This is a genomic window from Rubrivirga litoralis (assembly GCF_031846415.1).
Classification (GTDB): Bacteria; Bacteroidota; Rhodothermia; order Rhodothermales; family Rubricoccaceae; genus Rubrivirga; species Rubrivirga litoralis.
Genome location: NZ_JAVRHT010000003.1, coordinates 1 through 26991, shown reverse-complemented (window position 1 = coordinate 26991; position 26991 = coordinate 1). Strand labels below are relative to the sequence as shown.

Sequence of the window (26991 nt, the reverse complement as noted above, 5' to 3'; positions counted from 1 at the left end):
AGCGTGTCGCGCCGGCGGGACTATGTTGGCGGCCCCACCCCGCCCCGCCCGCTATGCGCCGCGCCCCCCGGCTCCTCCCCGCCCTCCTCGTCTGCGTGGGCCTCGCCTGCCTAGGCGGGGCGGCGGCCGCCCAAGCCCCGTCCTCCAAGTACGGCCCGCTCGCGCGGCTCGACGGCGGGCTCCAGGCCGCAGCCGCTGCCCACGCCCGGGGCGAAGCGGCTCGGGTCCCCGGCGGGATCGTCGCGGGCGGCCTCGTCGTCGTCGACGTGGCGGCGGCCGATGGCGACGGGGCTGCGCTCCGCACGCGGCTCGAGGCGCTCGGTCTCGAGGGAGGGGCGGCCTACGGCGCCGTCGTCAGCGGGAAGATCCCGGTGGCGGCCCTGGACGAGCTCGCCGTGCTCGACGGCGTCCGCTCGGCGCGGGCCGTCCGGGGTGTGACGCACGGGCGGCGGGCGGGGCGGGGCGGGGCGGCCCGCCCGGCGGCCTCGCCGGTGTTCGTCGGGGCCGTCGACGGCGAGGCCGCCCGCGCGCTCCGGGTCCTCGCGGCCCGGCAGGCGCTGGGCGTCGACGGGAGCGGGATCCGCGTGGGCGTGATGTCCGACTCGTACAACGCCTGCGCCGAGCCCGGCCGGCCCGAGGACGCCGACGCCTGCCGGACGACGGCGGCCGACGACGTGGCCACGAACGACCTCCCCACCGTCGCCGCGTGCCCGGCCGGGGCCGGCTCGCGCAGCCCCGTCGGGGCGTGCGTGCTCCGGGAAGGTCCCCCAGGCGGGAGCGACGAGGGCCGGGCCATGATGCAGCTCGCGCGCGACGTGGCCCCGGGCCTCTCGTTCTCGTTCCACACGGCGTTCCTCGGGCAGGCCGCGTTCGCCCGCGGCATCCTCGACCTCGCCGCCGCCGGCGCCGACATCGTCGTCGACGACGTCCTCCTGTTCGCCGAGCCGTTCTTTCAGGACGGCCTCGTGGCCCGGGCCGTGACCGAGGTCGTCGCGGGCGGGGTGGCGTACGTCTCGTCGGCCGGCAACCAGGCCGACGACGCCTACCTCGACGACTTCGACGACGCGGGGGCCGAGGCCGCCTTCACGTCCACCGGCCCCGACGGCCAGACGGTCGGCCCGTTCGACGGCGCGCTCCACGACTTCGACCCCGGCCCCGGCGTCGACGCCTTCCAGGACGTGACGCTCGAGCCGGGCGAGAGCCTCACGCTCGTGTTCCAGTACGCCGAGCCCTCGTTCTCGGCCAGCGACGGCCGGGCCGGCGCGACGAGCGACTACGACGTCTACCTCGTCGACGCCGCCCGCCCCGACGCCGAGATCGTCGCCGCGAGCGCGAGCAACAACAGCATCGAGCCCGTCGTGCTCGACGACGGCACTACAGTGACGGGGAGCGGCGAGCCGGTCGAGATCGTCGAGTACGCGAACGAGACCGACAGCTCCCAGACGCTCTACCTCGCCGTCGTGAAGTTCAGCGGCGCCGACCGCTTCTTCAAGTACATCGAGTTCGACGGCCAAGCCGAGTTCGAGTACCGCCAGTCCGGGAACGCTACGTCGGTCGCCCACAACAACGCCGCCGCGGCCCTGAGTGTCGCCGCGGCGGCGTGGTTCAACACGTCCGCCTTCAACGAGAGCCTCCGAACGGCGGGCGTCCCGGCCGTCCTCAACCCGTTCACGTCGTTCGGCGGGAGCCTCATCCTCTTCGACGACGACGGCACCCGCCTGGCCACGCCCCAGAACCGGATGAAGCCGGACGTCACGGGCTCGGACGGCGACAACAACACGTTCTTCGGGTTCGACCTCCCCGAATCGCTCGACGCCGACACGGCCCCGAACTTTTTCGGGACGAGCGCCGCCGCCCCCAACGTCGCCGCGGTCGCGGGCCTCATGCTCGCGGCCGCCGGCGGGCCGCGCTCGCTCGCCCCGGCCGACGTGTACCGCCTCCTCGAGGAGACGGCCGCCGACGTCACGCCGTCCGCCGCGTCGTCAGGGACTCTCAACGTGGGGACGGGGCCGGGCTACGACCCGCGCTCCGGGGTCGGCTTCGTCCGCGGCGACCGGGCGCTCGCCGCGGCGGCCGAACTCGGCGTGGGAGAGCTGGTCGAGGACGGCCCGTTCCGGCTGCGGGGTCCGTTCCCGAACCCCGTCCGCGACCGCCTGCGCCTCGTGTTCCTCGTGGACGTGGATCAAGACGTGTCCGTCGCCCTCTACGACATGCGGGGCCGCCGCGTGGCGACGGCGTTCGAGGGCCGAGTTGGGGCCGGCCAGACCCGCAGCGTCGAGCTCGACGTGACGGGCTTGGCGGCGGCGCCGTACCTCCTGCGCCTCGCGGGCGACGAGGCGGCTCTGACCCGCGTGATCACGGTCCTGTAGCTCACGGGCGGGGCGGTGGGCGGCGGCGACGGGAGGGCGGTCAGGTGGGAGGGCACATGATCGCGTACACCCAGCGGGCGGGGTGGGGCATCGGAACGTGCGACCACCCCGCCCTCGCCACGCGGGCGGGGCGGTCCCGCCCTACATGTTCCGCCGGTACTGGCCGCCGACCTCGAAGAGCGCCCCCGTGATCTGCCCCAGCGACGCGTGGCGGACCGTGTCGAGCAGCTCCTCGAACGTGTTGCCGCCCTCGCGGGCCACGCGCTGGAGCCGCGCGAGCGCGTCCGGCGCGTCGTCGGCATGGCGGCGGTGGAACCGGTTGATCCCCTCCAGCTGCCGCTCCTTCTCGGCGTCCGTCCCGCGCATGAGCTCGACGTCCTGCGGCTCCGCCCCGCCCTCGGCGACGAACGTGTTCACGCCGACGACCGGCAGCTCGCCCGAGTGCTTCCGGTGCTCGTAGAGCATGGACTCCTCCTGGATCTTGCCGCGCTGGTACATCGACTCCATCGCGCCGAGCACGCCGCCGCGGTCCGAGATCCGCTCGAACTCCTGCAGCACGGCCTCCTCGACAAGGTCCGTTAATTCGTCGATGATGTAGGCGCCCTGGATCGGGTTCTCGTTCTGGGCCAGCCCCAGCTCGCGGTTGATGATGAGTTGGATAGCCATCGCGCGGCGCACGCTCTCTTCTGTTGGCGTCGTGATGGCCTCGTCGTAGGCGTTCGTGTGGAGCGAGTTGGCGTTGTCGTAGATGGCGAGCAGCGCCTGGAGCGTCGTGCGGATGTCGTTGAACTGGATCTCCTGCGCGTGGAGCGACCGGCCCGACGTCTGGACGTGGTACTTCAGCTTCTGCGCCCGCTCCGACGCCCCGTACCGCTCGCGCATGGCGACCGACCAGATGCGGCGCGCCACGCGGCCGATCACGGCGTACTCGGCGTCCATCCCGTTCGAGAAGAAGAACGAGAGGTTCGGGGCGAAGTCGTCGACGTCCATCCCGCGCGCGAGGTAGGCCTCGACGTAGGTGAACCCGTTGGAGAGCGTGAAGGCGAGCTGCGAGATCGGGTTGGCCCCGGCCTCGGCGATGTGGTAGCCCGAGATCGAGACCGAGTAGAAGTTGCGGACGCCCTCGTCGATAAACGCCTCCTGCACGTCGGCCATGCACCGCAGCGAGAACTCGGTCGAGAAGATGCAGGTGTTCTGCGCCTGGTCCTCCTTGAGGATGTCGGCCTGAACCGTCCCCCGGACCGACTGGAGCGCGCGCGTGCGGATCGCCTCGTACTCGTCTTCGGTGAGGAGGCCCCACTCGACCAGCTCCGCCCCGCTCGTGCCGAGCAGCCCGAGGCCGCCCCCGTCGTGGCCGTCGGGGAGGGCGGGGTGGTCCGGGTCGACAGGCGCCTCGGCGGGTTCCGCCCCGCCCGCGTCCGCCCCGCCCCCCGGCTCGAAGGGAACGTAGCGTGGGCGGTCATCACCGAGCTCGTCCGCGATCCGCGCCTCGGCGGCCTCCCAGCGGCCCTCGTCCTTCAGGAACTGCTCGACCTGCTGGTCGACGGCCGTGTTCATGAACATGGCCAGGATGGTCGGCGCCGGGCCGTTGATGGTCATCGACACCGACGTCTTGGGGCTGCACAGGTCGAAGCCCGAGTACAGCTTTTTCATGTCGTCGAGCGTGGCGATGGACACCCCGCTCGTGCCCACCTTGCCCCAGATGTCAGGACGCCGGTCAGGATCGCGGCCGTAGAGCGTGACGCTGTCGAAGGCCGTCGAGAGCCGCTTGGCCGGCATCCCGAGGCTGACGAGGTGGAACCGCTTGTTCGTCCGCTCGGGCGTGCCCTCGCCGGCGAACATCCGTGTCGGGTCCTCGCCCTCGCGCTTCAGGGGGAACACGCCGGCGGTGAAGGGGAAGCGGCCGGGGAGGTTTTCGAGGAGCGCGTAGCGCAGCCGCTCGCCGGGAGCTTCGGTCCGCGGGACGGCCACGCGCGGCACCTTCGTCCCGCTCAGCGTCTCGCGTGTGAGCGGCTGCCGGATGTCCTTGCCGCGGACCGTGTAGACCAGCTCGTCGCTGCGGTACTGCTCGGCGAGCGCGTCCCAGTTCTCCAGGATCGAGCGCGAGCGGGAGTCGAGCTTGTCCCACCAGTGGCCGGCCATCTCGTCGAGCCGCCCCGCCAGGGCGTCGCGGTCGTCGGGGTCCCAGTCCTCGACCTGGGCGCGGGCACCGACGGCCTGGCCCCACTTCCGGGCCGTCTCGACCTCGGCCTCGGCCCACGCGCGGTAGCCGCGGGCGGCGTCGGCGATCTCGGCGAGGTAGCGCTGCCGGGCCGGCGGCACGACGGCGAGCTCGCTCGGGTCGAGGGCGGGGAGGGCGTCGGCGTCGAACAGCGACGACGTGCGGCCGAACCCGTGCTCGTCGAGCGCGTCCAGGAGCGCGAGGTAGAGCCGGCTCACGCCGGGGTCGTTGAACTGGGCCGCCATCGTCGGGTAGACCGGCATGTCGGCGGGCGGGGTGGCGAAGTCGCCGCGGTTGCGCTGGACCTGCTTTTTGACGTCGCGCAGGGCGTCCTCGGCCCCGCGCTTCTCGAACTTGTTGAGGGCCACGAGGTCGGCCGCGTCGAGCATCCCGATCTTCTCGAGCTGCGTCGGCGCGCCGAAGTCGGACGTCATGACGTAAAGACTGACGTCGACGAGTTCGGCCACCTCGGTGTCCGACTGCCCGATCCCGGCCGTCTCGACGACCACGAGGTCGAAGCCCGCCGCGCGGCACACGTCGACGGCCTCGCGGAGCGCCTGCGATGTCGCCCGGTGCGCCTGGCGCGTGGCGAACGACCGCATGTAGACGCGGCCCGCGTGCTCGCCGGTGAGCGAGTTCATGCGGATGCGGTCGCCCAAGAGCGCCCCGCCCGTCCGCCGCCGCGTGGGGTCGACGGAGAGCACGGCGACCTGGAGGTCGTCGAAGTCGTTGAGGAAGCGGCGGACCAGCTCGTCGGTGAGCGTCGACTTGCCCGCCCCGCCCGTGCCCGTGATGCCAACCACGGGGACAGAGGAACTCGGGACGGGGGACGGGGGCTGGTAGCCCGGGGCGCCGTCGCCGGACGGCTCGGCCGCGCGCTGCTCGACGGCGGTCAGCGCGCGGGCGACGGCCTGCTTGTCCGTGGCGACGGCGGCCTCGACGGGCGGGGCGGTGCCCTCGTCTTCCCCAGTCCCCGGTCCCCAGTCCCCAGTCCCCGACACGCGGAGCGGGTCAACGTCGCACGCCCGGATCATGGACTCGATCATGCCCTCGAGCCCCATCCGCATGCCGTCCTCGGGCGAGAAGATCTTGGCGACGCCGTAGGCCTCGAGTTCGGCGATCTCCTCGGGCACGATCACCCCGCCCCCGCCGCCGAAGACCTTGACGTGGCCCGCGCCCCGCTCGCGGAGGAGGTCGACCATGTAGGTGAAGTACTCCATGTGGCCGCCCTGGTACGACGAGACCGCGATGCCCTGGGCGTCCTCCTCGATGGCCGTCGTGACCACGTCGTCCACCGAGCGGTCGTGGCCGAGGTGGACGACCTCGGCGCCCTGCGCCTGCAGGATCCGCCGCATGATGTTGATGGCCGCGTCGTGGCCGTCGAAGAGCGCGGCGGCGGTGACGAATCGGACGGGGTGGGTCGGGGTGTAGGCCATCGGAGGTGGGAGGGCTTCCGGGTTCGCATGAAAACGTAGTCCTCCAACCCGCCCGGTGCCGGTGAGGTTGCGGCCCAGACGGCGGCCGCCCCGCCCGCGCCGCGGATCTCCGGGCGGGGCGGGGCGGTTGGCCTTCGCCCCTCTCCCTCACCCCGCCATGCGCCGCCCCGCCCTCTTCGCCCTCGTGCTCGCGCTCGCCGCCTGCGCCCCCCGCCCCGCCGATGACCTCGCGATCGAGGACGGCGACCGCGTCACGACCGAGGCGGGCCTGGAGGCCGCCCTCGGCCAGTCTGGCTTCCTCCTCTCGCCGCGCGGGTTCTCGACCGACCCGCTCGTGAGCGCGACGGCCAACGAGTACGTCGTGGGCGGGACGGGGCGCGGGTACCTCCAGGTCTACACGTTCTCGTCCGCCGAGGAGGCCGAGCGCGACGTGCAGAACGTGGCCGCGCAGAGCGTCGCCGGCGCGCTGCGCGTGTACCAGAGCGGCCCACTCGTCGTCGCCTACTACGGGTCCGACCCGGCGCTCGGGGCCTCGCTCTCGCGGTTCCTCGGAACGCCCGCCTTCTAGTGCCGCTTCAAGCGGTCTCCGACAGGTTCGCCTCGATTGGTCGCGTATTCCGTGTTGCGTATTGGAGTTCAGGACACGCAACACGCGATACACAACACGTCGCCAGCCCGACAAGATGGCTTTGAAGCGGCACGAGACCGCCTCGCCCTCGGATCACGCGCCTCGCTGGGGCGGGGTGGCGAAAGGTTCGCGGGTCCTGCCCCGTCCCGCTCGTCCCCACCCCGCCCGCCGTGCCCCGCCCCGTCCTCGTCCTGCTCGTCGCCGGCCTCGTCGTCGCCGGGTGCTCCCGGCCCTCCGCCCCGCCCGCCGAGGAGCAGGCTGTGCAAGAGAGCCCGACGCCCGTCGTCCCGACCGCCCAGTCGGCCGACACGCCCGAGACCGCCGCCGGCCGCGCCTTGGGCGTGGGCGACCAGGCCCCCGACTTCGTCCTCCCCAACGCGATGGGCCAGGACGTCCGGCTGTCCGAGCTCCTGGACCGCGGGCCGGTCGTGCTCACGTTCTACCGCGGGGCGTGGTGCCCGTACTGCAACAACCAGCTCCGGGACTACCAGGACGTGCTCGGCGAGATCGAGGCGGCCGGCGCCACGCTCGTGGCCGTCTCGCCGCAGGCGCCCGACGGCTCGATGACGATGGCCGAGCGAAACGGGCTCGCCTTCCCCGTCCTCTCGGACGTCGGCAACGAGGTCTCCCGGCAGTACGGGCTCGTGTTCACGGTCGACGACGCGACGCGCGAGCGGTACCGAGCCGTCGGCGTCGACCTCGCGGCCGTCAACGGAACGGACGCCTGGGAGCTCCCGGTCCCCGCCACCTACGTGGTCGAGCCGGACGGGACGATCCGCGCCGCCTTCGTCGAGGCCGACTACACGCAGCGGGCGTCGGCTCGCCAAGTGCTCGACGCCCTCCGCCGCGCGGCGTAGGCGGGGCGGGGCGGCCGGCTCCACCCCGCCCGGGTCGTTTCGCCCCACGCCCCGGGCGGTTCTACCCCGGGCGGGGCGGCGGGCGGGGCGGCCAAACGGGGCGGAAACGCGTTGGCGCCGGCGCGCGGGGCGCTGGCGTGTCAATCGGGGCGAGGATATCAAGGTGAGACGACGGGGACGGGTCCGTGCACGTCCTTCAGGCCGGACCACCCCGCCCCGATGCCCCAGACCCTCCTCGCGATCGCGGCGATTGTCGCTGCCGGCTTCCTCACGCTCTCGCAGAGCCGGGCGGTCCACAGCACGACCGAGTCCGTCATGCGCGACCAGTTCGAGCTGGCCGCGGCCGGGGCGCTCCTCCACACGCTCGAGTTCGCCGACGCCCGCGCCTTCGACGAGGCCACGACGCCCGAGGCCCTCCGCACGCGGTACCACCTCCTCTCGTCCATGTCGGAGGCCGAGCGCGACACGATCTCGTCCGACGACTTCAGCGATATCACGCCGGCGGACTTTTCGGACCCGACCGCGTTTGGAGGCGTCGTGTGCAACGTCTTGGAGCCGTGGGAGAGCCCGGGGTGCAGCGTCCTCCATGACCTCCACGGGGGGGAGTGGCAGGAGGTCACGTTCAAGACGATGGACGGCCACCCGCTCCCCGTCGAGGTCCGCGCCACGGTGGATTACGTCGAGGCCGAGGCTCCGGATGTCGCCGTTGGCTACAAGACGTTCCACAAGCGGGTCGAGGTGTACGCCCGGTCGACGGCGTTCAAGACCGCGAGCGGCCAGGACAACCCGCACGTGGTCCAGCTCCGGCGCGTGATCAGCTTCGACCCGGCGGTCGCGGCCGAGTACCTCCGCCGCTCGGCCGATGTCGTCGGCTCCTGCACCGCCTACGAGGCGTGGTCCGCCACCCGAGGCCAGCTCCAGAAAGAGCTCAGGCAGTCCGAGATCGCCCAGGCGGAGGCGGCCGCGGCGCTCGAAGGCCCCAAAGCGGACTTCGAGGCGGCCGAGGAAGCCCTCGGCATCGCCCAGGCCCAACTCGATGACGCAAAGGCCGCGTGGAGACCTACAGACGACGCGGCCCGTGCGGCCTTGCGGACGCTGAACGCAGCAAAAGACGCGCACGAACGGGCTCGTCGCGCCGAGGAATCGGCGAACCGTGCTCTAAGCGCAGCCCGGACCGCACTCGACAACGCCGAGACCGCGGCCACTGCCGCCCAGACCGCGCTCGCCGCCGCTCGGACCCGAGCCAGCGACGCCGTGACGGCGCTCGACACCGCCAAAGCCGCCGCCACCGCTGCCCAAACCACGCTCGCCGACGCCCGGACCCGCGCTGAGGCCGCCCAGACCGCGCTCGCCGCCGCCCAGGCCCGTGCTGAGGCCGCGCAAGACGCCGAGGAGGCCGCGGGCCGAACCGCGCTCGACGCGTACCGCGCCGCGGGCTACTACAGGAACGGCCGATGGGTATGGCGATCGGAAGCTGCTCGGACCGCATTCCAAAGAGCCTACGCCCGCTACCTGGAGGCGGAGGCAGCCTCGGAGGCCGCCGACGACGCCGCCGACGACGCCGAGGAGACCAAAGACGCCGCCGACAAGGCCGCCAAAGACGCCAAGACAGCGAGAGACGACGCCCGCACGGCGGAGACCAACGCCCAGACTGAGGTCCAGAACGCCGGGGTCGCCGCCGAGGAGGCCGAAGCCCACGTAGGTGTGACCGCCGCCGCCCTGGAGCGCGCTCGGGCCGCCGTCCCAAGAGCCGAGGCCGCCCATAACGAGGCCTCCGCCGCCGTCGGGCCGGCCGCCCGCGCAGAAGCGCAGGCCCAGGCGGCCTACGATGCGGCCACCGCCGTCCGCGCCGCCGCCGCCGCCGTCGTCGCCGCCAAGGAGGCCGTCGTCCAGGAGGCCCGGACCGTCCACACCGCCGCCCAGACCGCGTTTGGCACCGCCCAAGCCGTCAAGGCCGCCGCCGACCAGCGGGCCGCCGACGCCCGGGCCGCGCTCGGAGACCACGACGGCACACGTCCCGACTGCGGCTAGACCGCCCCGCCCATGCAGTTCATCCTCGACCACATGATCGCCTCGGTCGTCGCCGCCATCCTCACGGTGGCGATGATGGCGCAGCAGATCAACAACCGGCAGGCGTCGATCGAGCGGATCTCCGTCTACTCGGCAAAGGCCCAGGCGCTCGCCTTCGGCGAGTGGCTCGAAGACGACGTGGTCAAGCTGGGGTCCCGGTTCGGCCAGGAGCGCGGGCGGTTCTCGATGAAGACCCGCCCCGAGGGCGGCGTCAAGTTCACCGAGGCCTTCACGTTCCACTACAACAGCGAGGTCCAGTCCGACGGCGCCGTCCGCCGCGTCGAGATCTCGTACCGGCTCGTGCCGGACACCGAGACCCGGGCCGTCGTCGAGAAGGGCGATACGCCCGCGGACGACGTCCGCATCCCGGTGTACCGGCTCCGGCGCGACTCGCTGAGCGGCCTGTACAACCCCGAGTCCAAAACGTGGCTGGCCGGCTCCCGCCCCGCCCCGGTCCCGACGCCCAGCTACCAGGCGCCCGTTGGCCTCCGCCACTTTCAGGTTCAGCCCCTCGACAGCCAGGGCCGCGAGTTCGACGACCTGACGCCTGGCCACGCCGACGACTACGCGCACAAGGCTGACTACGCCCGCCTCCAGTTCACGGTCGTGCCCACGCTCTTCCCGCTCCACCGCGCCCGGCTGGTCCCCAAGGAGGGGCTGCACTGGGCGACGACCATCGAGCTGCGCCCCTTCTAGCGCCCACCCCGCCCAGCCCCGCTCCATTTCACGAACCTCCTATTTCCATGGGTAAAGTGTCCCTCCTCCTCGTGTCCGCCTTCGGCATCGCCGGCGCCACGATCTTTTTCACCGCCAAAGAAGCCGACGTCAGGGCGTCCGCTACACAGGGCGTGTACGAAGCCGACGTGATCGCCCGCGAGATCGCTCGCTCGGCGTACAACGCCGGCGTCGCCGACGTCAACCGCCACGGGACCGACATCGACCAGGCGCTCCTCGACTTCGGCACCCGGATCGAGAGCGCGAGGGTGCCGGAGGACGAGCAGTGCGCCAACGGCAAGCCCATCTGCGCGCGCCGGACCGGCGAGATGCTCGACGGCACCTACGTGGTCGAGGCCAGCGTGGACGGCGGCAACGGGATCGACATCTACGCGGCGGGCACGTTCGGCTACCAGGCCGGCGACCGCCCCGTCTCGAAGACGCACAAGATCAACGAGTCGCACTCCGTCAACGTCCTCCAGGTGGACCCGAGCAGCACGCAGTGCAGCGAGCTCAAGATCCAGTTTGTCGACTCGCGAGCCGGGTACTGCTCCGCCATCTTCCTCCAGCGGACCGTGGCGGGCGCGGCGCTGCCCCCCGAGATGGTCTACGCCCCGGGCAATGACCGGAACGGCGAGCGGAACACGGGCTACGAGGTCCTGCTCCAGCCCGGGACCCAGATGAACTTCGCGATCGGCGTCGACGACCGATGCGGCCGCGGCGGGACGCGGCCGACCCACCACCCCAGGCTCCGCATGGCGTCGGCCTCGGCCCTGCTCGCGAAGAAGGACCCGACCGGCGAGAACCCCGATTACGGCGCTGAGCGCCTCGCCGCCGAGATGGCCCGGTACACGTACCGCCCCGACGACTGGGCGTGGACGCATTGGGCGCTCGACGGGACGGCCCTCCGCGACGGCGACCCGCAGGAGGCCCCGTGGGGCATGGTCGAGACGGACCCCAACAACCGCCAGCGCTGGCGGATCTCGTTCGAGGACATCCCCGACTGGAACCTCGGCCCCGACGACGCCGGCTACGACGACCCGAACAGGAGCCTCTGGGCCACCAAGCGGTTCGGGTACGACACCGACGGCGACGGCAAGGGCGACGGCTGGAACGACAACCGGAAGATCCGGATCGTCGAGAACGGGCCGAGGGGCTACGTTGTGAGCGATGTCAACGGGCCGGACGGCTTCCACGACCTCCGCGACACGGGCCGCCCCGCCGACTTTAGCGACCAGGTCATCTTCGTCGAAGTCACCCCGGCGTCCAAGCCGTGCGACGTCGTCGCCACGACCCCGGGCAGCGGGAGGCTCGGCGGGAGCTGACCCTGCCCCGCCGCCGACGCCCACGGGGGGCGGCTGGACTCGCGTCCGGCCGCCCCCCGCGCCGTACGGACCGCCCCGCCCGCACGCTCGGGCGGGGCGGCGTCGGTCGCCGGCCGGACGCGCAGCGCCGCGCTGGTGGCCTGAGCGGGGCGGTGCCGGGAGCGGGGCGAGCCCGGGCGGGGCGGTGCCCCGCGAGCGCCGCCCCGCCCAGGGGGTGGTTTCGGAAGGCCCGCGTTACCGATCGACCCGCCAGAGGGGCGCGGCGCGGGCCGCCGGGCGGGGCGGCGATACCCCACGGGCCACCTCCGCGCCCGCCGCCGGCGCGGCGCAGTCCTTGCGCCCCCGGCCGCCACCCCGCCCCGCCCCCGTGACGCCCTCCCCGTTCTCCCCCCGCGAGCTCGCCGACGCGCCCCCCGCCCCGCCCCACGCTGCGGCCGGCGCCGTGCCCGGAGCCCTGCCCGGCACGACCCCCGTTTGGACGGCGCCGGCGGCCGGCCCGGGCGCCGCCGGCCTGGGCGCCGCTCCCTCGGCCGGCGTCGACGCCGACGGGTTCCAGCGGATCCCGCCCTTCGTCCGCCAGGTCGCGCGGTCGGCCCCGCGGCTGCTGGCCGGCGAGGACCGGCTCAAGTTCTACGCCGAGGCCGTGGGGCGCCTGCCGACCGAGCACCGCGGGGCCATGCGCGACGTCGTGGACCAGTACGCGGCGCGGATGCACGGCATGGAGGCGTCGGACCTCGACATGGGCGGGCCGGCCACGTCGGGCCGCGTGTGGTACCGGGTCGATGGCGAGAAGACGCCGCACTTCGAGCTCGGCATCGCCTCCAACGACGAGGTCGACCTCCTCATCCTCAACCTCCTCTCCGACCGCCAGCTGGGCGACTTGTGGGCCGCCCAGTCGGCCGACTTCTCGTACCAGGTCGAGGGCGAGGACGGCGCCCGCAAGCGGTTCCGCTCGACGGCCTACTTCGACAACCAGCACCTCGGCGTGTGTCTGCGCGCCGTGAACGAGACGGTGCGCGGGCTGGAGTCGCTGGGGTTCCACCCCGTCATCCAGCGCGGCCTCCTGTTCTCGAACGTCCGGTCCGGGCTGGCCCTCGTGACCGGCGTCACGGGCTCGGGCAAGTCGACGACGCTCGACGCCGTCATCGACGCGAACAACCAGGACTTCGACGGCCACATCGTCATCATCGCCAAGCCGCTCGAGTACGTCCACCACCCCGCCCGGTGCATCGTGCGGCACCGCGAGGTCGGCCCCGACGTGCCGTCGTTCAAGGTGGGCGTGAGCCAGGCGCTCCGCCAGGACCCCGACATCATCATGATCGGGGAGATGCGCGACCCCGAGACCATCGACTCGGCCATCGAGGCGGCCGACACCGGGCACAAGGTGTTCTCGACGCTCCACACCGCGAGCGCCGTCGAGTCCATCGACCGCATCGTGGCCGAGTACCCACCCTTCGAGCAGGAGCGCGTGCGCTCGCGGCTGGGCGACGTCCTGAACTGCGTGGTCTCGCAGAAGCTGCCGCCGAAGATCGGCGGCGGCCGCGTGCTCGCCAAGGAGGTCCTGTGGGTGACGGCGTCGGTCAAGGCGGCCATCCACAACAACAACACGGGCGAGATCTACCAGATGATGTGGGAGGGCGGCCGGCAGGGGATGACCACGCTCGAGCAGGACCTCTACCGGCTCGCGCGCGAGCGCAAGATCACGCCCGAGACCGGGCTCCAGTACAGCAACAACAAGCGTCGCTTCCAGCAACTCATGCAGGGCCGCTAGCGCCGCCCCGCCCCGCCCCACGCCGATGAGCGACTCCATGATCTTCCCCGACGACGGCGCCGACGACGGCCCCGCCCCCGACGACGGCCTGGGCGGGGCGGCCTCCGCGGGCGCCCCCGAGGGCGCCGCTCCCGAGGGGTGGGCGTTCGAGCCGCTCCCCGACGACGTGCCCGCGCTCGACGCGTCGGCCGCCGACGTCCCGGCGTTCGGCGACCTCGGCGACTTTGGCGGGGCGGGCTCCGGGGGCGAGGTGCTCGACGTAGAGGGCTTCGAGGACGCCGGGTTCGGCGCTGCCGCCTTCGGGGCGACGGCCTTCGAGACCGCAGAGTTTGACGCCCCCTCGTTTGGAGCCGCGCTCCCCGAGGGCGGCTCCGCCCCGCCCGCGGCTCCGGGCGGGGCGGGCAACGCTCCGGCCGCCGGCGCGCCGACGTTCGGGTCCCCGTTCGACGCGCCCGACGAGGGCGGGGCGGAGGCCCCGGACGCCTACGACGTCTCGTTCGCCGAGGCCGCCACCATCAGCGCCGGCCCCGTGGCCGGGCCGCCGGCCGAGCGCGCGCCCGAGCGGGGCGGGGCGCGGCCGGCCCCGAAGAGGCGCGCCAAGGACGACCTCGTCCTCGGCCTCCACGTCACGCCGGCCAAGGTCTACGGCCTCCTCGTCCGCCCGGCGGACGGAGGCTACGAGCCGCTCCGCCAGTTCGTCCGCCACCGGAGCGAGGGCGGCGACCTCGCGGGCGGCCTCGCCCTCTCGCCCGACGACGTCCCGGGCTCCGACGAGCTCCTGTTCGACGACGTCGCCGACGGCGACGTGTCGGTCCAGTTCGAGGCGGCCGCGGAGATCGACTTTTCGGCCGAGTTCGCCGGCCTCGACGACGGGCTCGACGGCGGCCTGGGCGGCGGCTTCGAGCCCGACGCCGTCGGCGGGGTCGGGCCGTCGGTTCAGCCCATCGTGTTCGAGGTCCGCGACATCCTCGAAGAGTGCGCCTCGGCCGGGTTCGGCCGCCCCGCCCTCGCCTTCGCCGTCGGCGCCCCGGACGTCGAGTACGTCGAGGTCGAGGTGCCGCCGGAGCAGAAGGACAAGCGGAAGGACCGGGACAAAAAGAAAAAGGGGGAGGCGGCCGACGCGCCCGCCCCGCCCGAGGCGGCCGGCTCGGCGCCGGTCAAGCGCGAGCGGCTCCTCGAACGGCTCCCCGAGCTCAGCGCCGGCGTCGACCGCGACCGGGTCGCGTTCGTGCCCATGACGCCCCGCGACCGGACGCGCCGCTACCTCGCCGTCGTGCCCGAGCCGACCGAGCCGGTCGCCGAGTCGCTCGCCATGCTCCGCGAGCAGAGCGCGCACCGCAAGACGTCGTTCCGCACGATCGAGGCCGAGGTCCCGCTGCTCGTCGGGCTCGTGCGGATGACGCTGGCCCCGGAGCCCGGCGAGAACACGGCGCTCGTGCGCGTGGGCGCCGAGGACACGGTCGTCCTCCTGCTCTCGGGCGACCGGGTCCGGCACTACGAGAAGATGCAGTCGGTGACCGCCCTCGACGGGCCGGACACGGTGTGCTCGCGCGTGCTCCTCCAGCAGGACGTCCAGGGCGTCGGCGTGGTCCACAACGTGGTCGTGGCGTCGGAGGAGCGCGAAAAGGAGCTCGTCCAGGGGTTCGCCGCCTTCTACCCCGACGCCCGCATCGAGACGCTCCGCGAGGGGCTGGCCCGGTTCGGGCTCGTCGGCCCCTACGGGCCGCTCGCGCCCGTCCTCGTCGGCGCCGCCGGGGCCGCGCTCGCCGGCCACCTGAGCACGGCGAAGCGGAGCCCGTTCGACGACGCGAGCCTGCTCCCCGACGCGCTCCGCAAGCGGTCCCGCCGCGTCGAGTTCTCGGTCGGCTGGCACACGCTCGTGGTCGCCGCCGTCCTGTTTATGAGCGTGCTCTACTTCAGCTACCTCTATGTCTCGCAGGAGGGGCACATCGCCGACGCCGAGCAGCGGCTGGCCGAGTTCCCGCCCGAGGCCCGGCTCTCGGCCCCGGCGCTCCAGGCCCGAATCGACAGCCTCCGCCTCCGCCAAGCGAGCCTCACGGCCTCGCTCGTCGCCCTCGACTCGCTGCTTCTCGACACCGACCGCTGGACGCAGACCCTGCTCCGCACCACGCGCGCGGCCGCGGCCACGGGCGGGGCGTGGATCGAGCAGTGGGAGCCGGGCGGGGCGGACGTCTCGCTCGCCGGCTTCGCGACCGAGCGCGGCCGGGTCGTCGGGCTGGCCCAGCGGCTGGGCGCGACGATCGAGGAGGTCACCTACCAGGACATCCGCGGCTTCCCGGTCTACGCCTACCGGCTCCGGTTTACGCAGCCGCCCGAGCTCCCGCAGGTCTCGCGCGTGCTCCGCGCACGGGCCGAGGCCGACCTCGAACGGGCGGCGCCCGAGCCGCTCCGCGGCCTGGACGCGCCGGCCCCCGACGCCGCGCCGCCCAGCCCGTAGCGCCCCGCCCCGCCCGAGCCGAGCAAGAGACTCCTCCGCCCCGCCCGACCCCGCCCCCGGCGACCGACCACCCCGCCCGACATGTCGAACCAGGTCCTCAACACGCTCATCCTCTCCGCCTTTCTGGCCGTCGCCGTCGGCGGGGGGTACTACGTGACGAAGCGGGTGCAGCCCGCCGAGATCGACGCCATCGAGGCCGACATCGAGGCCATCGAGAACCGCGACGCCGAGGTCGAGTCGCTCCTGCTCCAGGAGACGGCCGCGAGCGAGGAGGCCGCGGCCACGCTCGCCCGGTGGAACGCCCGCTACAAGGTGCTCCCGTCGTCCCTCTCGTCGGCCGACGTCGTGGCCTACCTCAACGCGCTCTCGGCGCGCGGCTTCCACCGCTTCGACCTCTCGCTCGTCGGCGTGACGCCGGGCGCGGCGGCCTCGTCGTACACCTACCAGGTGACGGGCGAGGCGTACTTCGAGAGCCTGTTCGGTTTCCTGTGGCACCTCGAGAACAGCCGGGCGCTCTACAAGGTGCGCGACCTCTCGATCGACAAGTCTGTGGTGACGGTCGGGGCGACCGAGGAGTCGTACGGGCGGGAGGCGTCGCCGGGCCGCGAGACGGTTCTGGCCTCGTTCTCAATGACCGTCGACGCCTTCTTCTCGTCGGACCGCGACGTGAGCGCACCGGAGGGCGCCGTCGAGCCGCCGCCCGAGGCGTTCCCGGCCCGCCGCGTGGCCGTCAACCCGTTCTTCCCGTTCGTCCTCGACGCGCTGCCGGCCAACGTCGACGACCTCGTCGAGGTCGGCGCCGACGCCCTCGTGAGCGTCGTGGGCGGGGCGGCCGTGTTCGAGCGGGGCGGCGAGCTCCGCCAGCTCCGGGCCGGCGACCGCGTCTACCTCGGGCGGATCGCCAACGTGGACCCGCAGGAGGCCCGCGTGACGGTCGACCTCAACCGCGGCGGCGTCCGCGACCGGGTCACGCTCGAGCTCGAGACCGAGCCGCGCTACCGCCAGTTTTTCGACCGTGCCCCGCCCCGGCTCGGCGAGGTCGTGCCCGGTCCGACGCTCGACGAGGCGCCGCCGGCGCCGGGCACGCCCGAGGCCGACGCCGCCGGCCTCTACCCGGCCTCCTCGCCCGCGCGCTCCTCGCCCAGCCAGGAGCGCGTCGGCGTCTCGACCGGCGAGGCCGAGATGCTCCGGCGCCTCCGGGGCGGGGCGGCCCCAGCGCCCAGCCAGAGCTCGCGGGGCCGGACGGTCGACGAGCTGAACGAGATGATCCGTCAGTCCGGGGGCGCCCGCCGCTGAGAGGCCGACCGCCCCGCCCCCGCCCCGCCCGACGCGACGGCGCTTTACCCGCCCCCCGGCCCGCCGATACGTACGTCTGCCGGCCCACCTCCCCGACCATGACCCACCCCGCCCCCCGCCCCCGACGCCTCCTGGCGCTGGCCTCGCCGTCCCTGCTCGGGGCCGCGCTCCTGGCGGCCCTCGCGCTCCCGACCCTCGGGGCGCCCGCGGCGCATGCCCAGGCCAGCGAGCTCGTCCGCGGATACGTGCCCCCGGCCGAGCTCGTCTCGTTCCCGGCGTCGACGCCGATGGACCAGTTCCTCCGGCTCGTCAACCCGACGTTTTTCCGCGTGACCGGCAAGCGCGTGGTCGACCCGCTCGACCGCCAGGACGCCATCGGCGTCTCGCTCAGCGGCGTCCACTTTGTGGACGCCTTCGAGCTCGTGCTCGACCGCGGCGGGCTGGACTTTGCCGAGTCCGACGGCTACTTCATCGTGACCGACCCGGCCGTCGTGGCGACGACATCGGACGGACAGGTGGCCACGCCGATCGGGGCGGCCGGGCCGGTCGCGGCGGCGGCCTCCACGCTCCCGGCGACGGCCGACACGCGCGAGATCCGCATCGACGCCATCATCTTCGAGCTCAACACGAGCCGCTCGCGCGAGGTCGGGACCAACTGGGCCGCCCTCTTCGGCCAGGCGGCCGGGCAGGGCGGGGCGGGCGGCGGGCAGGGCGGCGGCGTCGGGGGCGGCGGCGGCGAGCAGGCCGGCAACGCGGGCGCTCGGCCCACGTTCTACGTCGACGGCGGGACCTTTTTCGACGCGCTCGACGGGTTCCTCGAGGTCTCGTCCGACCGGATCGAGCTCTCGTTCCTGCTCAACCTGTTCCGCTACCTCGAGCAGGAGGGGTTCGGCCAGACGATCGCGGCTCCGTTCACCACCGTCCAGAGCGGCGAGACGGCCAAGATCCAGAGCGGCCAGGACATCCCGATCAACCTCCGCGACTTCTCGGGCAACACGGTCTCGTCGTTCGTCTCGACCGGCGTCATCATCAACGCGCTCCCCACGCTCATCGTCGACGAGCGCGAGGGCGCGCCGGTCGAGTTTATCCACCTCGACGTCAACGTCGAGAAGTCGTCGGGGACGCCGTCGGCGTTCGGGATCGCGATCAACAAGAACTCGACGACGACCCAGATCCCGCTGCTCTCCGGCGAGATGCGCGCGATCGGCGGGCTGACCTCGCAGGAGGAGAGCTTCACGCGGAGCGGCGTGCCCATCCTCAAGGACATCCCGATCCTGAAGTACCTGTTCTCGTACAAGCAGAAGCAGGTGACGAAAAAGGAGCTCATCGTGGTCCTCCAGGCCCGCGTCGTCGACGACCTCCGCACGCGCCAGGCCGGCGAGCTCCCGCGCTCGCTGCTCCGCCAGGAGCGCGAGGACGTCCGCGAGCGGATGGACCGCTTTAACGCCGGCTCCGGCCAGCGGCTGGAGCTGCCGGAGCCCGCCGACCCCGTCCGCGTGGACCAGTAAGCCGGTGGGTCAGTCAGGCCAGTGAGTCAGTAGGTCCGTCGCCCCGCCCCGCCCCGCCCCACTCTGTCGCGGGCGGGGCGGCGGCGTGTCCGGGCGGGGTGGCGACGTGGTCGGCGCTCGACCACCCCGCCCCGCCTGCGAACGGCCGGCGTCGGCGTCGCGTCGTTGCATGCAACGACGCTACAGGATGGCACTACGGGCGGGGCGGCACCACGGACGGGGCGGCCCACCGCCCCACTGATTCACCGACTCCCCGACCCACTGGCCAGCTGCCCCACCGACTCCAGCGGCGCCCCGAAGGCGGCCTCGACGTCGGCTCGGAGGGCGGCGGCCTCGGCCGTGATGCGGTCGGCCTCGGCGAGCGCCGCGTCGAGCGAGGCCCGCGAGGCGGCGACGACCGACGCGACCGGCTCGACGAGGCGGCGGACGCGCCCGACGGCCTCGTCGGCCTCGGCGTCGAGCTCGCGGCGGAGCCCCGCCTCCAGGTCCGCGCGGAGGGCGCGGACGCGGTCGGTAAAATCGCGGACGGCCCGGCGCCGCTGGACCGGGAGCACGACGAACCCGAGCGTGGCGAGCGCGCCGGCCAGGACCACCCCGCCCGTCACGTCGAACGCCGTGGCCGCGATGAGGACGACGGCCAGCGTGCCGATGCCGGCCGCCGTCACCCCGCCCACGGTGATCGCGGCGCGGGCGTTTTCGAGCAGGCGCCGGGCCTCCTCGTGCATGTCGTACTGGTCGACCGTCCGGCGCGCCTCGCGGAGCACGTCGCGGAGCACCTCGTCGCGGTCGTAGAGGAACCCGCCGCCGTCCGTCGTCCGGTCGCGGCGGAGGTCGGCGAGGCGGGCGTAGGTCTCGTTCCACAGCTCGAACACGCGGCGGAGCACGGCGTCGGCGGCCTCGCCCAGCCGTGCCTCGACCCGGCGGTCGGCGTCGCGCGTGACTTGGCGGGCGAACTCCTCGCGGAACGCGTTCCGATCGCGGAGCAGGTTGAGGCGCGACACGCGGATGGCGTCGTCGAGGAACCGGACGCCGCGCGTTTCGAGCTCCAGCAGCTCGCGGTCGACGTCGGCCACGGCCCGCCCGACGGTCTCGGAGAGCGCGTCGCGGACCTCGGCAAAGCGGCCGTCGAGCGCGGCGAGCCCGGCCTCGTCGTCCGCGAGCACGCCGCGCTGGGCCTCCAGGCGCGCGCGGGCGTCGGCCACGAGCGCGCGCGTGGCGTCGAGCGGGGCGGCCAGCTTGAGCGCGAGCCGGGCGTCGTCGGTCAGCGTCTCGGTGAGGAACCGTTCGAGCGGGCCGAAGCGGCTGGCCTCCCACCGCGGGTCCGTCCGCACGTCGCCCGCCCCGCCCGTGCCCGACGCACTGGACGAAGCGGGCGGGGCGGCGTCGAGCTTGGCGGCCAGCGCGAGCCGGGCGGCGACCGGGAACACGAGCGGGACCGCCCCGCCCTCTCCCCCACCCCGCCCGGCACCGTTCCCGGACCTCCGCTCGGGCGGGGCGGTTGCGCCCGGACTCGCCTGCGGGGCGGGGCGGCGGGCCTCACCGTCGTCGGTCTCGCGGAGCAGGCCGCGGAGCCCGTCCTGCACGTGGGCCACGACCTGGGCGAGCGCCGCCTCGGTGTCGGCGAGGTCAGCCTTGTTGAGGGCGACGACGAGCTGCTTGCCCCAGTCGCCGCGGACGTACGTCAGGAACTGGCGCTCGGACTCCGAGAGCGGCCGGTCGTAGCTCGTCACGAACAGGACGAGGTCGGCGCGCGGGATAAAGTCCTCGGTCAGCGCCTGGTGTTCGAGGACGATCGAGTTGGTGCCCGGCGTGTCGACGAGGGCGAGGCCTTCGAGGAGCGGGGCGGTCACCGTCCGCTCGGTCACGAAGTCGCCGCGGCGGTGGGTCTCGTCGGCCTCGCCGTAGCGGAGGACCGTGATCTTGTCGGTCGTCGGGACCGGCCCCTCCTCCATCACGCGCCGCCCGAACAAGGCGTTGACGAGCGTCGACTTGCCGGCGTTGAACTCGCCGGCCACGACGAGCAGGAACAGCTCGTCGAGCGACTGCGCGAGGTCGTGGGTGCGGCGGCGCGTGGGCTCGGGGGCCGCCGCGCGGTCGAGGAGCGCGCCGAGCGCGGCGAGAAGGCCCCGTTCGCGGTCGAGGAAGGCGTGGGCGGACCGGGCCGGGGAGTCCATACGAGTGGGAAATGAGTGGGGAGCGTGCACGAAGAAGGTACGCGGAGCCCGCCCCTGGCTTTATAAGAGCGCCTGAGAGGGCGAAACTCTGTCCCCCGGGGGTCACCGGCGGAACCGCCTTGCTCGGGCCGCTTAGGAGCCCCCCACAGGACACCGGCCGCTCCACGCCGTTCCTGTTCCTGTCCCCCCCGACTTCCCTCGACTCCGAGGCCCCCTCATGACGAACGTGCTACTTTCTGGCCTTCTCGCCGGAACCTTCGCCCTCGGCGCCCCAGCCGACGACGCTTCAGTGTCGCCGGTTCTGGACGTCCCCTCCGACTCCGTCTACACCGCCGCCTTTACGCCTGCACCAGCCGACGTCTCCGACGGCGTGTTCGCTCAGGACGAGGAGGCCGAGACGCCCCGCTCGATCACGCAGGACACGTACGCGTTCGGCACGCCGTCCGCTGTGGCGCCCATCAAGCTGTGGGTGACATACGGGTACGGTCAGGTCGACGACGTCTGGGACACCCGGGGCGAGGACGCTGAGCTCCAGGTCGCCGGCACGAACGGCGACATCGTCACGCAGCGGCTGACCGTAGGCGGTCAGATCAACTTCGTGAGCTTCCCGGTCTTCCAGCTCGGCGGCGGCGCCCAGCTGAACCTCGCGAAGAACAAGTTCGAGCGCGACGACGCCGCTGGCGGCCTCCTCGCGGACGACATCGAGAGCAGCTTCGGGCTCCAGAGCCTCAAGGTCTTCGGATCGGCTCGCGGCCGCGTCGTCGGCCTCCACGGCGGGTACATCTTCGATCTCGGCGACGCGCGCGAGTTCGGGGCCGCGGTGGACACGCCCTTTGGTCCCGTTGTCCCGCCCACGGAGCTGGCCACGTCGGGCGGCCGCGACGCCATCTTCTTCGGCGCCGACTTCGACGTTCCGAGCGACCACTTCCGCGTGTTCGGTGGGATCGACTACTACATGCTCCAGGACGCCGACAACGACGAGAACACGGCTTTCGACGAGTCCACGTACCAGGACGACGACATCCTGAACATGCTGCTCGGCGCCGGCGTCAAGATCAGCGTCTTCGAGTTGGGCGCGGCGCTCCAGATCCAGACGCGGCTCAACAACCCGACCGTCCTCGACGTGGGTAACACGAGGGGGATCGGGAGCCACGCCGGCACGGTCTCCCCGTACCTCCGGATCACCCCGCCGAGCTTCCCGGCCGCCTTCTTCGTGAAGGGCGCGGTGCTGGACGAGTACACCGAGTTCGGGTACCCGATCGGTGGCGCCAACTCGATCAAGCCGTCGGTCGGCTTCACGGCGGGCCTCACGGTCGGCTTCGAATGATCGACTAAGGGTCTCTGACCGACCTTGAGAGGTCGTCCCGCTTGGGCGGGGCGGCCTCTTTTTATACCCCCTGCCCATGCCCTCACCCCGCCCCGCCCCGCTCGCCCTCGCACTGGCGGCATGCCTCGTGGCCGCCGGGTGCGCGGGGTCGGAGAGCGCCGTGCGCCCTCCGAGCACAGTCGCCCCCGACTCCGCCGCGGTCGCCGCGCTTCGCGACTCGATCGCGGCGGCCCCGTCACCCGCCGCGCGCCGCGCCGTCGCCGTGCGCGCGCTCCGCGCCGCGGGCGTGACGCCGCTCGCCGGCGACCTGTTCGAGACCGGCGTGGGCGCCCCACTCGTCGGCGGATTCGTGCCGGGCCGCGTGCCCAGCCGAGCGTCCGAACTCGTCGTGGTCGCGGCCAATCTGAGCGAGGCGGCGGCGGCCGACGTTCTGGAGGCGGCCCGCGTCCTTGTCGCCCTGTCCCTGGTCGAGGTCGTCCCCGAGCGGACCGTCCGTGTGGCGCTGTGGCCCGGGACGTACAGCGCCCGCGAAGGCGTGTCGCTCACGCTCCGCTCGCCCCTGTGGCCGCGCCCGGCCGTCGCGGCCGTCGTCGTCGTGGGTGGCGGGGCGGTCCCCGACGTCGTCGGCGGCGTCCCCGTCACCCGCGTTCCGGCCGACGCCCCCGACCTCGCCGCTCGCGTAGTTCGGGCGGTCCTGGAGCGAGCCGCCGCCCCGCCCATCGTACCCACCCCGCCCGCCCCATGACACCCGCCTGGACCCCCGACGTCGTTACGCCCAACCTGGAGCGGGCCGTTCACTACACGCTCCTGTGGGGCCTGGAGGGCGTCTCGCTGCGGACGGTGGGCGGCGTGGGCGACCGCGTGCCGTTCGTAAACGAGGCCGCGGCCCGGCGGCGCCTGGACGAGGCCGACCTCCCGGTGGTGGCCGTCGACCCCGGCGTGCTGGAGGGGCCGTGGTCGGCGCGGGCGGGGTGGCTAAACGACCTCGCCCTGCTCGACGAGGCAGCCGCATTCGCGGTCCGGCTGGGGTGCGGCGTCGTCCGCACGGGCGCGCTGGGCGGCGAGGGCGGGCCGTACGACGCCGACGTAGCCGCCGGCGCCCTCCGCCGCGCGGGCGACGTGGCCGGCGCGCGCGGCGTCCGCCTCGCCGTCCGCAACGGGGCGGGGACGGGGCTGGAGACGGGCGCCGCGCTCGCCGCCCTCTTGAGCGCCACCGGCCACGAGGCCGTCGGCGCCGACTGGCGCCCGTCCGACGCGCTCGCCGCCGGCGAGGCGCCGGGTGCCGGACTCGACGCGCTCCTCGGAGCGGGCGTCGATGTCGTCTGTGTCGGCGTCCGCGACGGGGCCGTCCCGCCCGGCGGGGCGGGGTGGGCCGAGGCGGCGCCTGGCGAGGGCGCCGCAGAGTGGGCGGACCAGCTGGCGGCGCTCGCGGCGGCCGGGTTCGACGGCCCCCTCGTGCTCGACGCCCTCCCCGCCCCGCCCGCCCAGCACGGGCTGGCCGCGGCGACGGCGCTCGTGCGCCTCGCGCGGACGGCGACGCGGGCCGCCGCGGGGGCGGGGCGGTCGTAGCGACGCGGACGGAGCCGCCCCGCCCACCGCCTCACGGCTCGTCCGGCGGCCACAGCCCGAGCCGCCGGCGGAGCGCGACGACCTGCCCCAGGTGGTACGCGGCGTGGTCGGCGGCCAGGAGCAGCTCGCGGAGCAGCGTGTAGCCCGGCGCGTGGTCCAATTCGGCGAACAGGTCGCCCGTTTCGGCGAGAGCGACGAGCGCGTCGAGGTCGGCCAGGAACGCCTGCCGAGTCGCCTCCCACTCCGAGCCGTGGGGCGGGGCGGGGCGGTCGGGCCAGTAGTCTGCGGGCCAGTCCTTGGTTCGGTAGCCGGGGGACCGAACGAACTCCAGGATGTCGGCCTGGGTAAACCGGAGGTGCCAGAGCAGCTCCCACAAGGAGTGTTCGCCGCCCGCGCGGTCGCCGACGCGGTCGGCAGGCACGCCGCCAAGCGCGGCGCGTGCGTCGACGTGGGCCTGGCGGCCTTGGAGCAGGGCCGCCACCTCGTGACGGAGGCGGTCATCGGAGGCGAGGGAGCGGGGCGGGGCGGGCACGAGCGTATGCAAAGGAGGGAAGAAGGCGGACCGCCGGGGGAACGGGCCAAGAGCGGGCAGACTTTCACACGCATGTCATGGTGGACGTCTTTGCTCGCTCTTGCCGCCTTGGTCCTCGCGGGCGGGGCGGCGACGGCGTGGCCCGACGCTCCACCCGCGGTCGAAGTCCACGGGACCGCGCACGCCTCCGAGACCCCGGCCGAGAGCGGGGCGGAGGAGGAGGCATTCCACGGCGCCCCAGCAGTGGCGGTGGGTCCTGCTGCCCACCCCGCCCCGCCCGGTGCCCGCCGTGCGGCGCCTGTGTGGATGGCCGCGCCCGCCGTCCCGCCCCCGGAGTAGGTCGACCGGCCGGCGCTGAGTGCCGGCCTCTCCCCTACCCCGCTCCCGCGCGGGGTGACCGACTCGCTCCCCCGGGCTACCCGGCCTTCGATCTACGCGTCCGCTGTACGCGGGCGCCGCCCTCCCAGACCCATGACTTCCCGACTCCTTACCCTCGCCTCCGCCCTCTTTCTCCTTGGCTGCGCCTCGACCGAGGCCCAAGTCGCGACCTACGACTACGACCCGGCCGTCGCCCTGACGGCGGAGAGCCAGGCTGCGCTCACGCCGATGGAGGTGCTCCAGCGCCTCAAAGACGGCAACGAACGATTCGTCGACGAGCAGGCGGTCTCGCGCGACTTCCTCGACCAAGTCCGCCAGACGGCGGGCGGCCAGTACCCGATGGCCACGATCCTCGGGTGCATCGACAGCCGCGTCCCGCACGAGATCGTCTTCGACAAGGGCGTCGGCGACATCTTCTCGGCCCGGATCGCCGGCAACTTCGTCAACACGGACATGCTGGGCTCGCTCGAGTTCGCCTCGGCCGTGGCCGGCGCGAAGCTGCTCGTCGTCCTCGGCCACACCGACTGCGGGGCCGTCAAGGGCGCCTGCGACAACGTCGAGTTGGGGAACCTGACGTCGACGCTCGCCAACATCGCCCCGGCCATCTACTCGGTGAACGACATCGAGGGGCCGCGGACGGCGGCCAACAAGGACTTCGTCCACGCCGTCGCCCGTGAGAACGTCGATATTCAGGTCCAGAACGTGGTCCAGCGGAGTCCGGTCCTCCACGAGCTCGTCGAGGCGGGCGACCTCATCGTGATCGGCGCGATGCACGACGTGGCGACGGGCGAGGTCGAGTTTTTCGAAGACTCGATGCTCACGTCCGAGACCATCGGCCGCTAACCGCCCCGCCCCCACTCCCGCCCTTCCTCCTGCGGCCCGGAGCGCGCGTTCGTGCTCCGGGCCGCTCTGCATCCCAGCCCGTGCGCTTTTCCGCCGCCGCCGCCCTCGTCGTTCTGCTCGCCGCCCCGCCCGCGAGCGCCCAGCGCGCGCCGCTCGCGCCCGACTTCGACCTCGTCGTCTCCGGCGGCATCCAGCCCCGCGTCAGCGTCGGCGTCGAGGACGCCGAGGGCGACGACGAGGTCCGGTACGGGGCTGGCATCCGCCGCGCCCGCCTCCAGGTCCGCGTGCTGTACCGCGACCTCGCCGGCGTCGAGTACGACGTCGACGGCGGGGCGGGGCGGGTCCAGAGCGTCGACCTGTTCGCGTTCGTGGCCCTCGCCGAAGGCGTGCAGGCCCGGGCCGGCTACTTCCCCGTCGCCCAGCCGCGCGGCGGCATCCTCACGCCGTACTTCCTCATCGACGCCGTCGACCGGGCGGTCGTCGCCGAGCGGTGGCTGGCCGGGACGGTCGGCGGCGACGGCCGCGACCTGGGCGTCGACGTGACGGTCGCCCGCGGGCGGACGCTCGCGACGCTCACGGTCCACAACGGGGCCGGCACGCTCAACCCGGCGGCGGGCAACGTCCGCGAGGGGATCTCGAACCCCGACGTCGCGGGCGGCCCCGAGACGTCAGGGCTCGCCGTGTCGGCCGCGGCGTCGCACCAGGTCGGCGGCGGCGTCGAGGTCGGCGCGTTCGCCGGGCTCAACGCGGCCGGCCCGGAGCGGACGGACCGCGGCGCCGGCGGCCGGAGCTACACGACGGGCGGCGCCCACCTGTACTGGGGGGCCGTGCCGGGCAACCAGCCGGTCCGCCTCAAGCTCGACGCCCTCGCGCTCCGGTACGCCGACGACGGGCGGGGCGGCCAGAGCGCCGTCGGCCTCTCGGCGCTCGGGGCCGTCCGCGTGCTCGACCACGGCGAGGCGTTCGCCCGCGCCGAGAGGTTCTGGGCCGACACGGACGCCGACGCCGACGACTACCTCACGGCCGGGCTCAGCTACAGCCCGAGCGGCGCGCTCCGCGGTCCCTACCACCGCGCCCGCCTCACGCTGGCCTACCAGTACCGCGACGGCGCCGTGCTCCCGGACGCCCACCTCGTCATCCTGCAGGGCCAGCTCGCGTTCTGAGCGGCCGGGGCCAGACCGCCCCGCCCGGGCGGGGTGGCGCACGGACCGCCCCGCCCCCAGAACCTGTTTGGTACACGAGATCGCTGAGTTCGCGAGGCGCTCGCCACCCCGCCCGTGTCCCCGCCCTGTCCCTCTCCCAGCGGGGGAGGGGACTTTGTAGTGGGCGCTGGGGCGGGGCGGGTGCACAGCGAACCTTCAGAGCGCGTAGTAGAGGGTCTCCCTCCCCCGCCGAGGAAGGACCGGACCCGAAGGGCGGGGTGGGGGACGGACGCCGAGCGGGCGTCTCGGGCGGGGTGGCCGCCCTAGTCCCCCCTCCCAACCTCCCCCCGTTGGGTGGAGGCTCAGAGTTGGC

At 73.6% G+C, this 26991-nt stretch carries 19 protein-coding genes; 16 read left to right on the top strand and 3 right to left on the bottom strand.

Annotated elements, in window-relative coordinates:
- Positions 1 to 53: 53 nt before the first annotated feature.
- Positions 54 to 2369, top strand: coding sequence for a T9SS type A sorting domain-containing protein (locus RM540_RS02295; protein WP_311661763.1), 2316 nt, complete (start codon positions 54 to 56; stop codon positions 2367 to 2369).
- Positions 2370 to 2510: 141 nt separating this feature from the next.
- Here RM540_RS02295 and RM540_RS02290 read toward each other — a convergent pair whose 3' ends face one another.
- Positions 2511 to 6026, bottom strand: coding sequence for a methylmalonyl-CoA mutase family protein (locus tag RM540_RS02290; protein WP_311661761.1), 3516 nt, complete (start codon positions 6024 to 6026; stop codon positions 2511 to 2513).
- A gap of 157 nt (positions 6027 to 6183) precedes the next feature.
- Between RM540_RS02290 and RM540_RS02285 the strand changes: the two genes are divergently transcribed.
- The 9 genes from RM540_RS02285 to RM540_RS02245 all read left to right on the top strand — a co-directional run bounded on the left by RM540_RS02285 (position 6184) and on the right by RM540_RS02245 (position 18653).
- Entirely contained in the window at positions 6184 to 6594 is a 411-nt protein-coding gene (locus RM540_RS02285; protein WP_311661759.1) for a hypothetical protein, read from the top strand.
- A 230-nt stretch (positions 6595 to 6824) separates the two neighbouring features.
- Complete coding sequence (locus RM540_RS02280; protein WP_311661757.1) at positions 6825 to 7511, top strand: peroxiredoxin-like family protein; 687 nt, start codon at positions 6825 to 6827, stop codon at positions 7509 to 7511.
- 219 nt (positions 7512 to 7730) lie between these two features.
- Positions 7731 to 9542, top strand: coding sequence for a hypothetical protein (locus RM540_RS02275; protein ID WP_311661755.1), 1812 nt, complete (start codon positions 7731 to 7733; stop codon positions 9540 to 9542).
- Between the two features lie 12 nt (positions 9543 to 9554).
- Positions 9555 to 10277, top strand: coding sequence for a hypothetical protein (locus RM540_RS02270; RefSeq protein WP_311661754.1), 723 nt, complete (start codon positions 9555 to 9557; stop codon positions 10275 to 10277).
- Positions 10278 to 10324: 47 nt separating this feature from the next.
- Positions 10325 to 11620: a hypothetical protein gene (locus tag RM540_RS02265; RefSeq protein ID WP_311661752.1), complete on the top strand. Its 1296-nt coding sequence runs from the start codon at positions 10325 to 10327 to the stop codon at positions 11618 to 11620.
- A 367-nt stretch (positions 11621 to 11987) separates the two neighbouring features.
- A complete protein-coding gene (locus tag RM540_RS02260; protein WP_311661751.1) occupies positions 11988 to 13391 on the top strand; it encodes a type IV pilus twitching motility protein PilT in 1404 nt (467 codons plus the stop codon).
- A gap of 25 nt (positions 13392 to 13416) precedes the next feature.
- Positions 13417 to 15849, top strand: a complete 2433-nt coding sequence (locus RM540_RS02255; RefSeq protein WP_311661749.1) for a hypothetical protein — start codon at positions 13417 to 13419, stop codon at positions 15847 to 15849.
- An 81-nt stretch (positions 15850 to 15930) separates the two neighbouring features.
- Positions 15931 to 17145, top strand: a complete 1215-nt coding sequence (locus RM540_RS02250) for a hypothetical protein (RefSeq protein ID WP_311661748.1) — start codon at positions 15931 to 15933, stop codon at positions 17143 to 17145.
- Between the two features lie 98 nt (positions 17146 to 17243).
- A complete protein-coding gene (locus RM540_RS02245; protein ID WP_311661747.1) occupies positions 17244 to 18653 on the top strand; it encodes a type II and III secretion system protein in 1410 nt (469 codons plus the stop codon).
- 242 nt (positions 18654 to 18895) lie between these two features.
- On the opposite strand, the gene RM540_RS02240 is transcribed toward RM540_RS02245, so the two are convergent.
- Entirely contained in the window at positions 18896 to 20827 is a 1932-nt protein-coding gene (locus RM540_RS02240; RefSeq protein WP_311661745.1) for a dynamin family protein, read from the bottom strand.
- Positions 20828 to 21044: 217 nt separating this feature from the next.
- On the opposite strand from RM540_RS02240, the gene RM540_RS02235 reads away from it, so the two are divergent.
- The 3 genes from RM540_RS02235 to RM540_RS02225 all read left to right on the top strand — a co-directional run bounded on the left by RM540_RS02235 (position 21045) and on the right by RM540_RS02225 (position 23723).
- The gene (locus RM540_RS02235; RefSeq protein ID WP_311661744.1) at positions 21045 to 22154 is read left to right on the top strand and encodes a hypothetical protein; all 1110 of its coding nucleotides are present in this window, start codon (positions 21045 to 21047) and stop codon (positions 22152 to 22154) included.
- A gap of 76 nt (positions 22155 to 22230) precedes the next feature.
- Positions 22231 to 22899, top strand: coding sequence for a hypothetical protein (locus tag RM540_RS02230; protein WP_311661743.1), 669 nt, complete (start codon positions 22231 to 22233; stop codon positions 22897 to 22899).
- Positions 22896 to 23723 carry a sugar phosphate isomerase/epimerase family protein gene (locus tag RM540_RS02225; protein ID WP_311661741.1) on the top strand — a complete coding sequence of 276 codons (828 nt, stop codon included), beginning with the start codon at positions 22896 to 22898 and terminating at the stop codon, positions 23721 to 23723. The genes RM540_RS02230 and RM540_RS02225 overlap by 4 nt, the downstream gene beginning before the upstream one ends.
- Positions 23724 to 23754: 31 nt before the next feature.
- On the opposite strand, the gene RM540_RS02220 is transcribed toward RM540_RS02225, so the two are convergent.
- Positions 23755 to 24255 carry a DinB family protein gene (locus RM540_RS02220; protein WP_311661739.1) on the bottom strand — a complete coding sequence of 167 codons (501 nt, stop codon included), beginning with the start codon at positions 24253 to 24255 and terminating at the stop codon, positions 23755 to 23757.
- Positions 24256 to 24345: 90 nt separating this feature from the next.
- Here RM540_RS02220 and RM540_RS02215 point away from each other — a divergent pair, with 90 nt between their 5' ends.
- The 3 genes from RM540_RS02215 (at position 24346) to RM540_RS02205 (ending at position 26639) form a co-directional block, all read left to right on the top strand.
- Entirely contained in the window at positions 24346 to 24594 is a 249-nt protein-coding gene (locus tag RM540_RS02215) for a hypothetical protein (protein ID WP_311661738.1), read from the top strand.
- Positions 24595 to 24726: 132 nt separating this feature from the next.
- On the top strand, positions 24727 to 25476 hold the full coding sequence (locus RM540_RS02210; RefSeq protein ID WP_311661737.1) for a carbonic anhydrase family protein: 750 nt from the start codon (positions 24727 to 24729) through the stop codon (positions 25474 to 25476).
- A gap of 80 nt (positions 25477 to 25556) precedes the next feature.
- The gene (locus tag RM540_RS02205) at positions 25557 to 26639 is read left to right on the top strand and encodes a hypothetical protein (protein WP_311661736.1); all 1083 of its coding nucleotides are present in this window, start codon (positions 25557 to 25559) and stop codon (positions 26637 to 26639) included.
- Positions 26640 to 26991 lie beyond the last annotated feature (352 nt).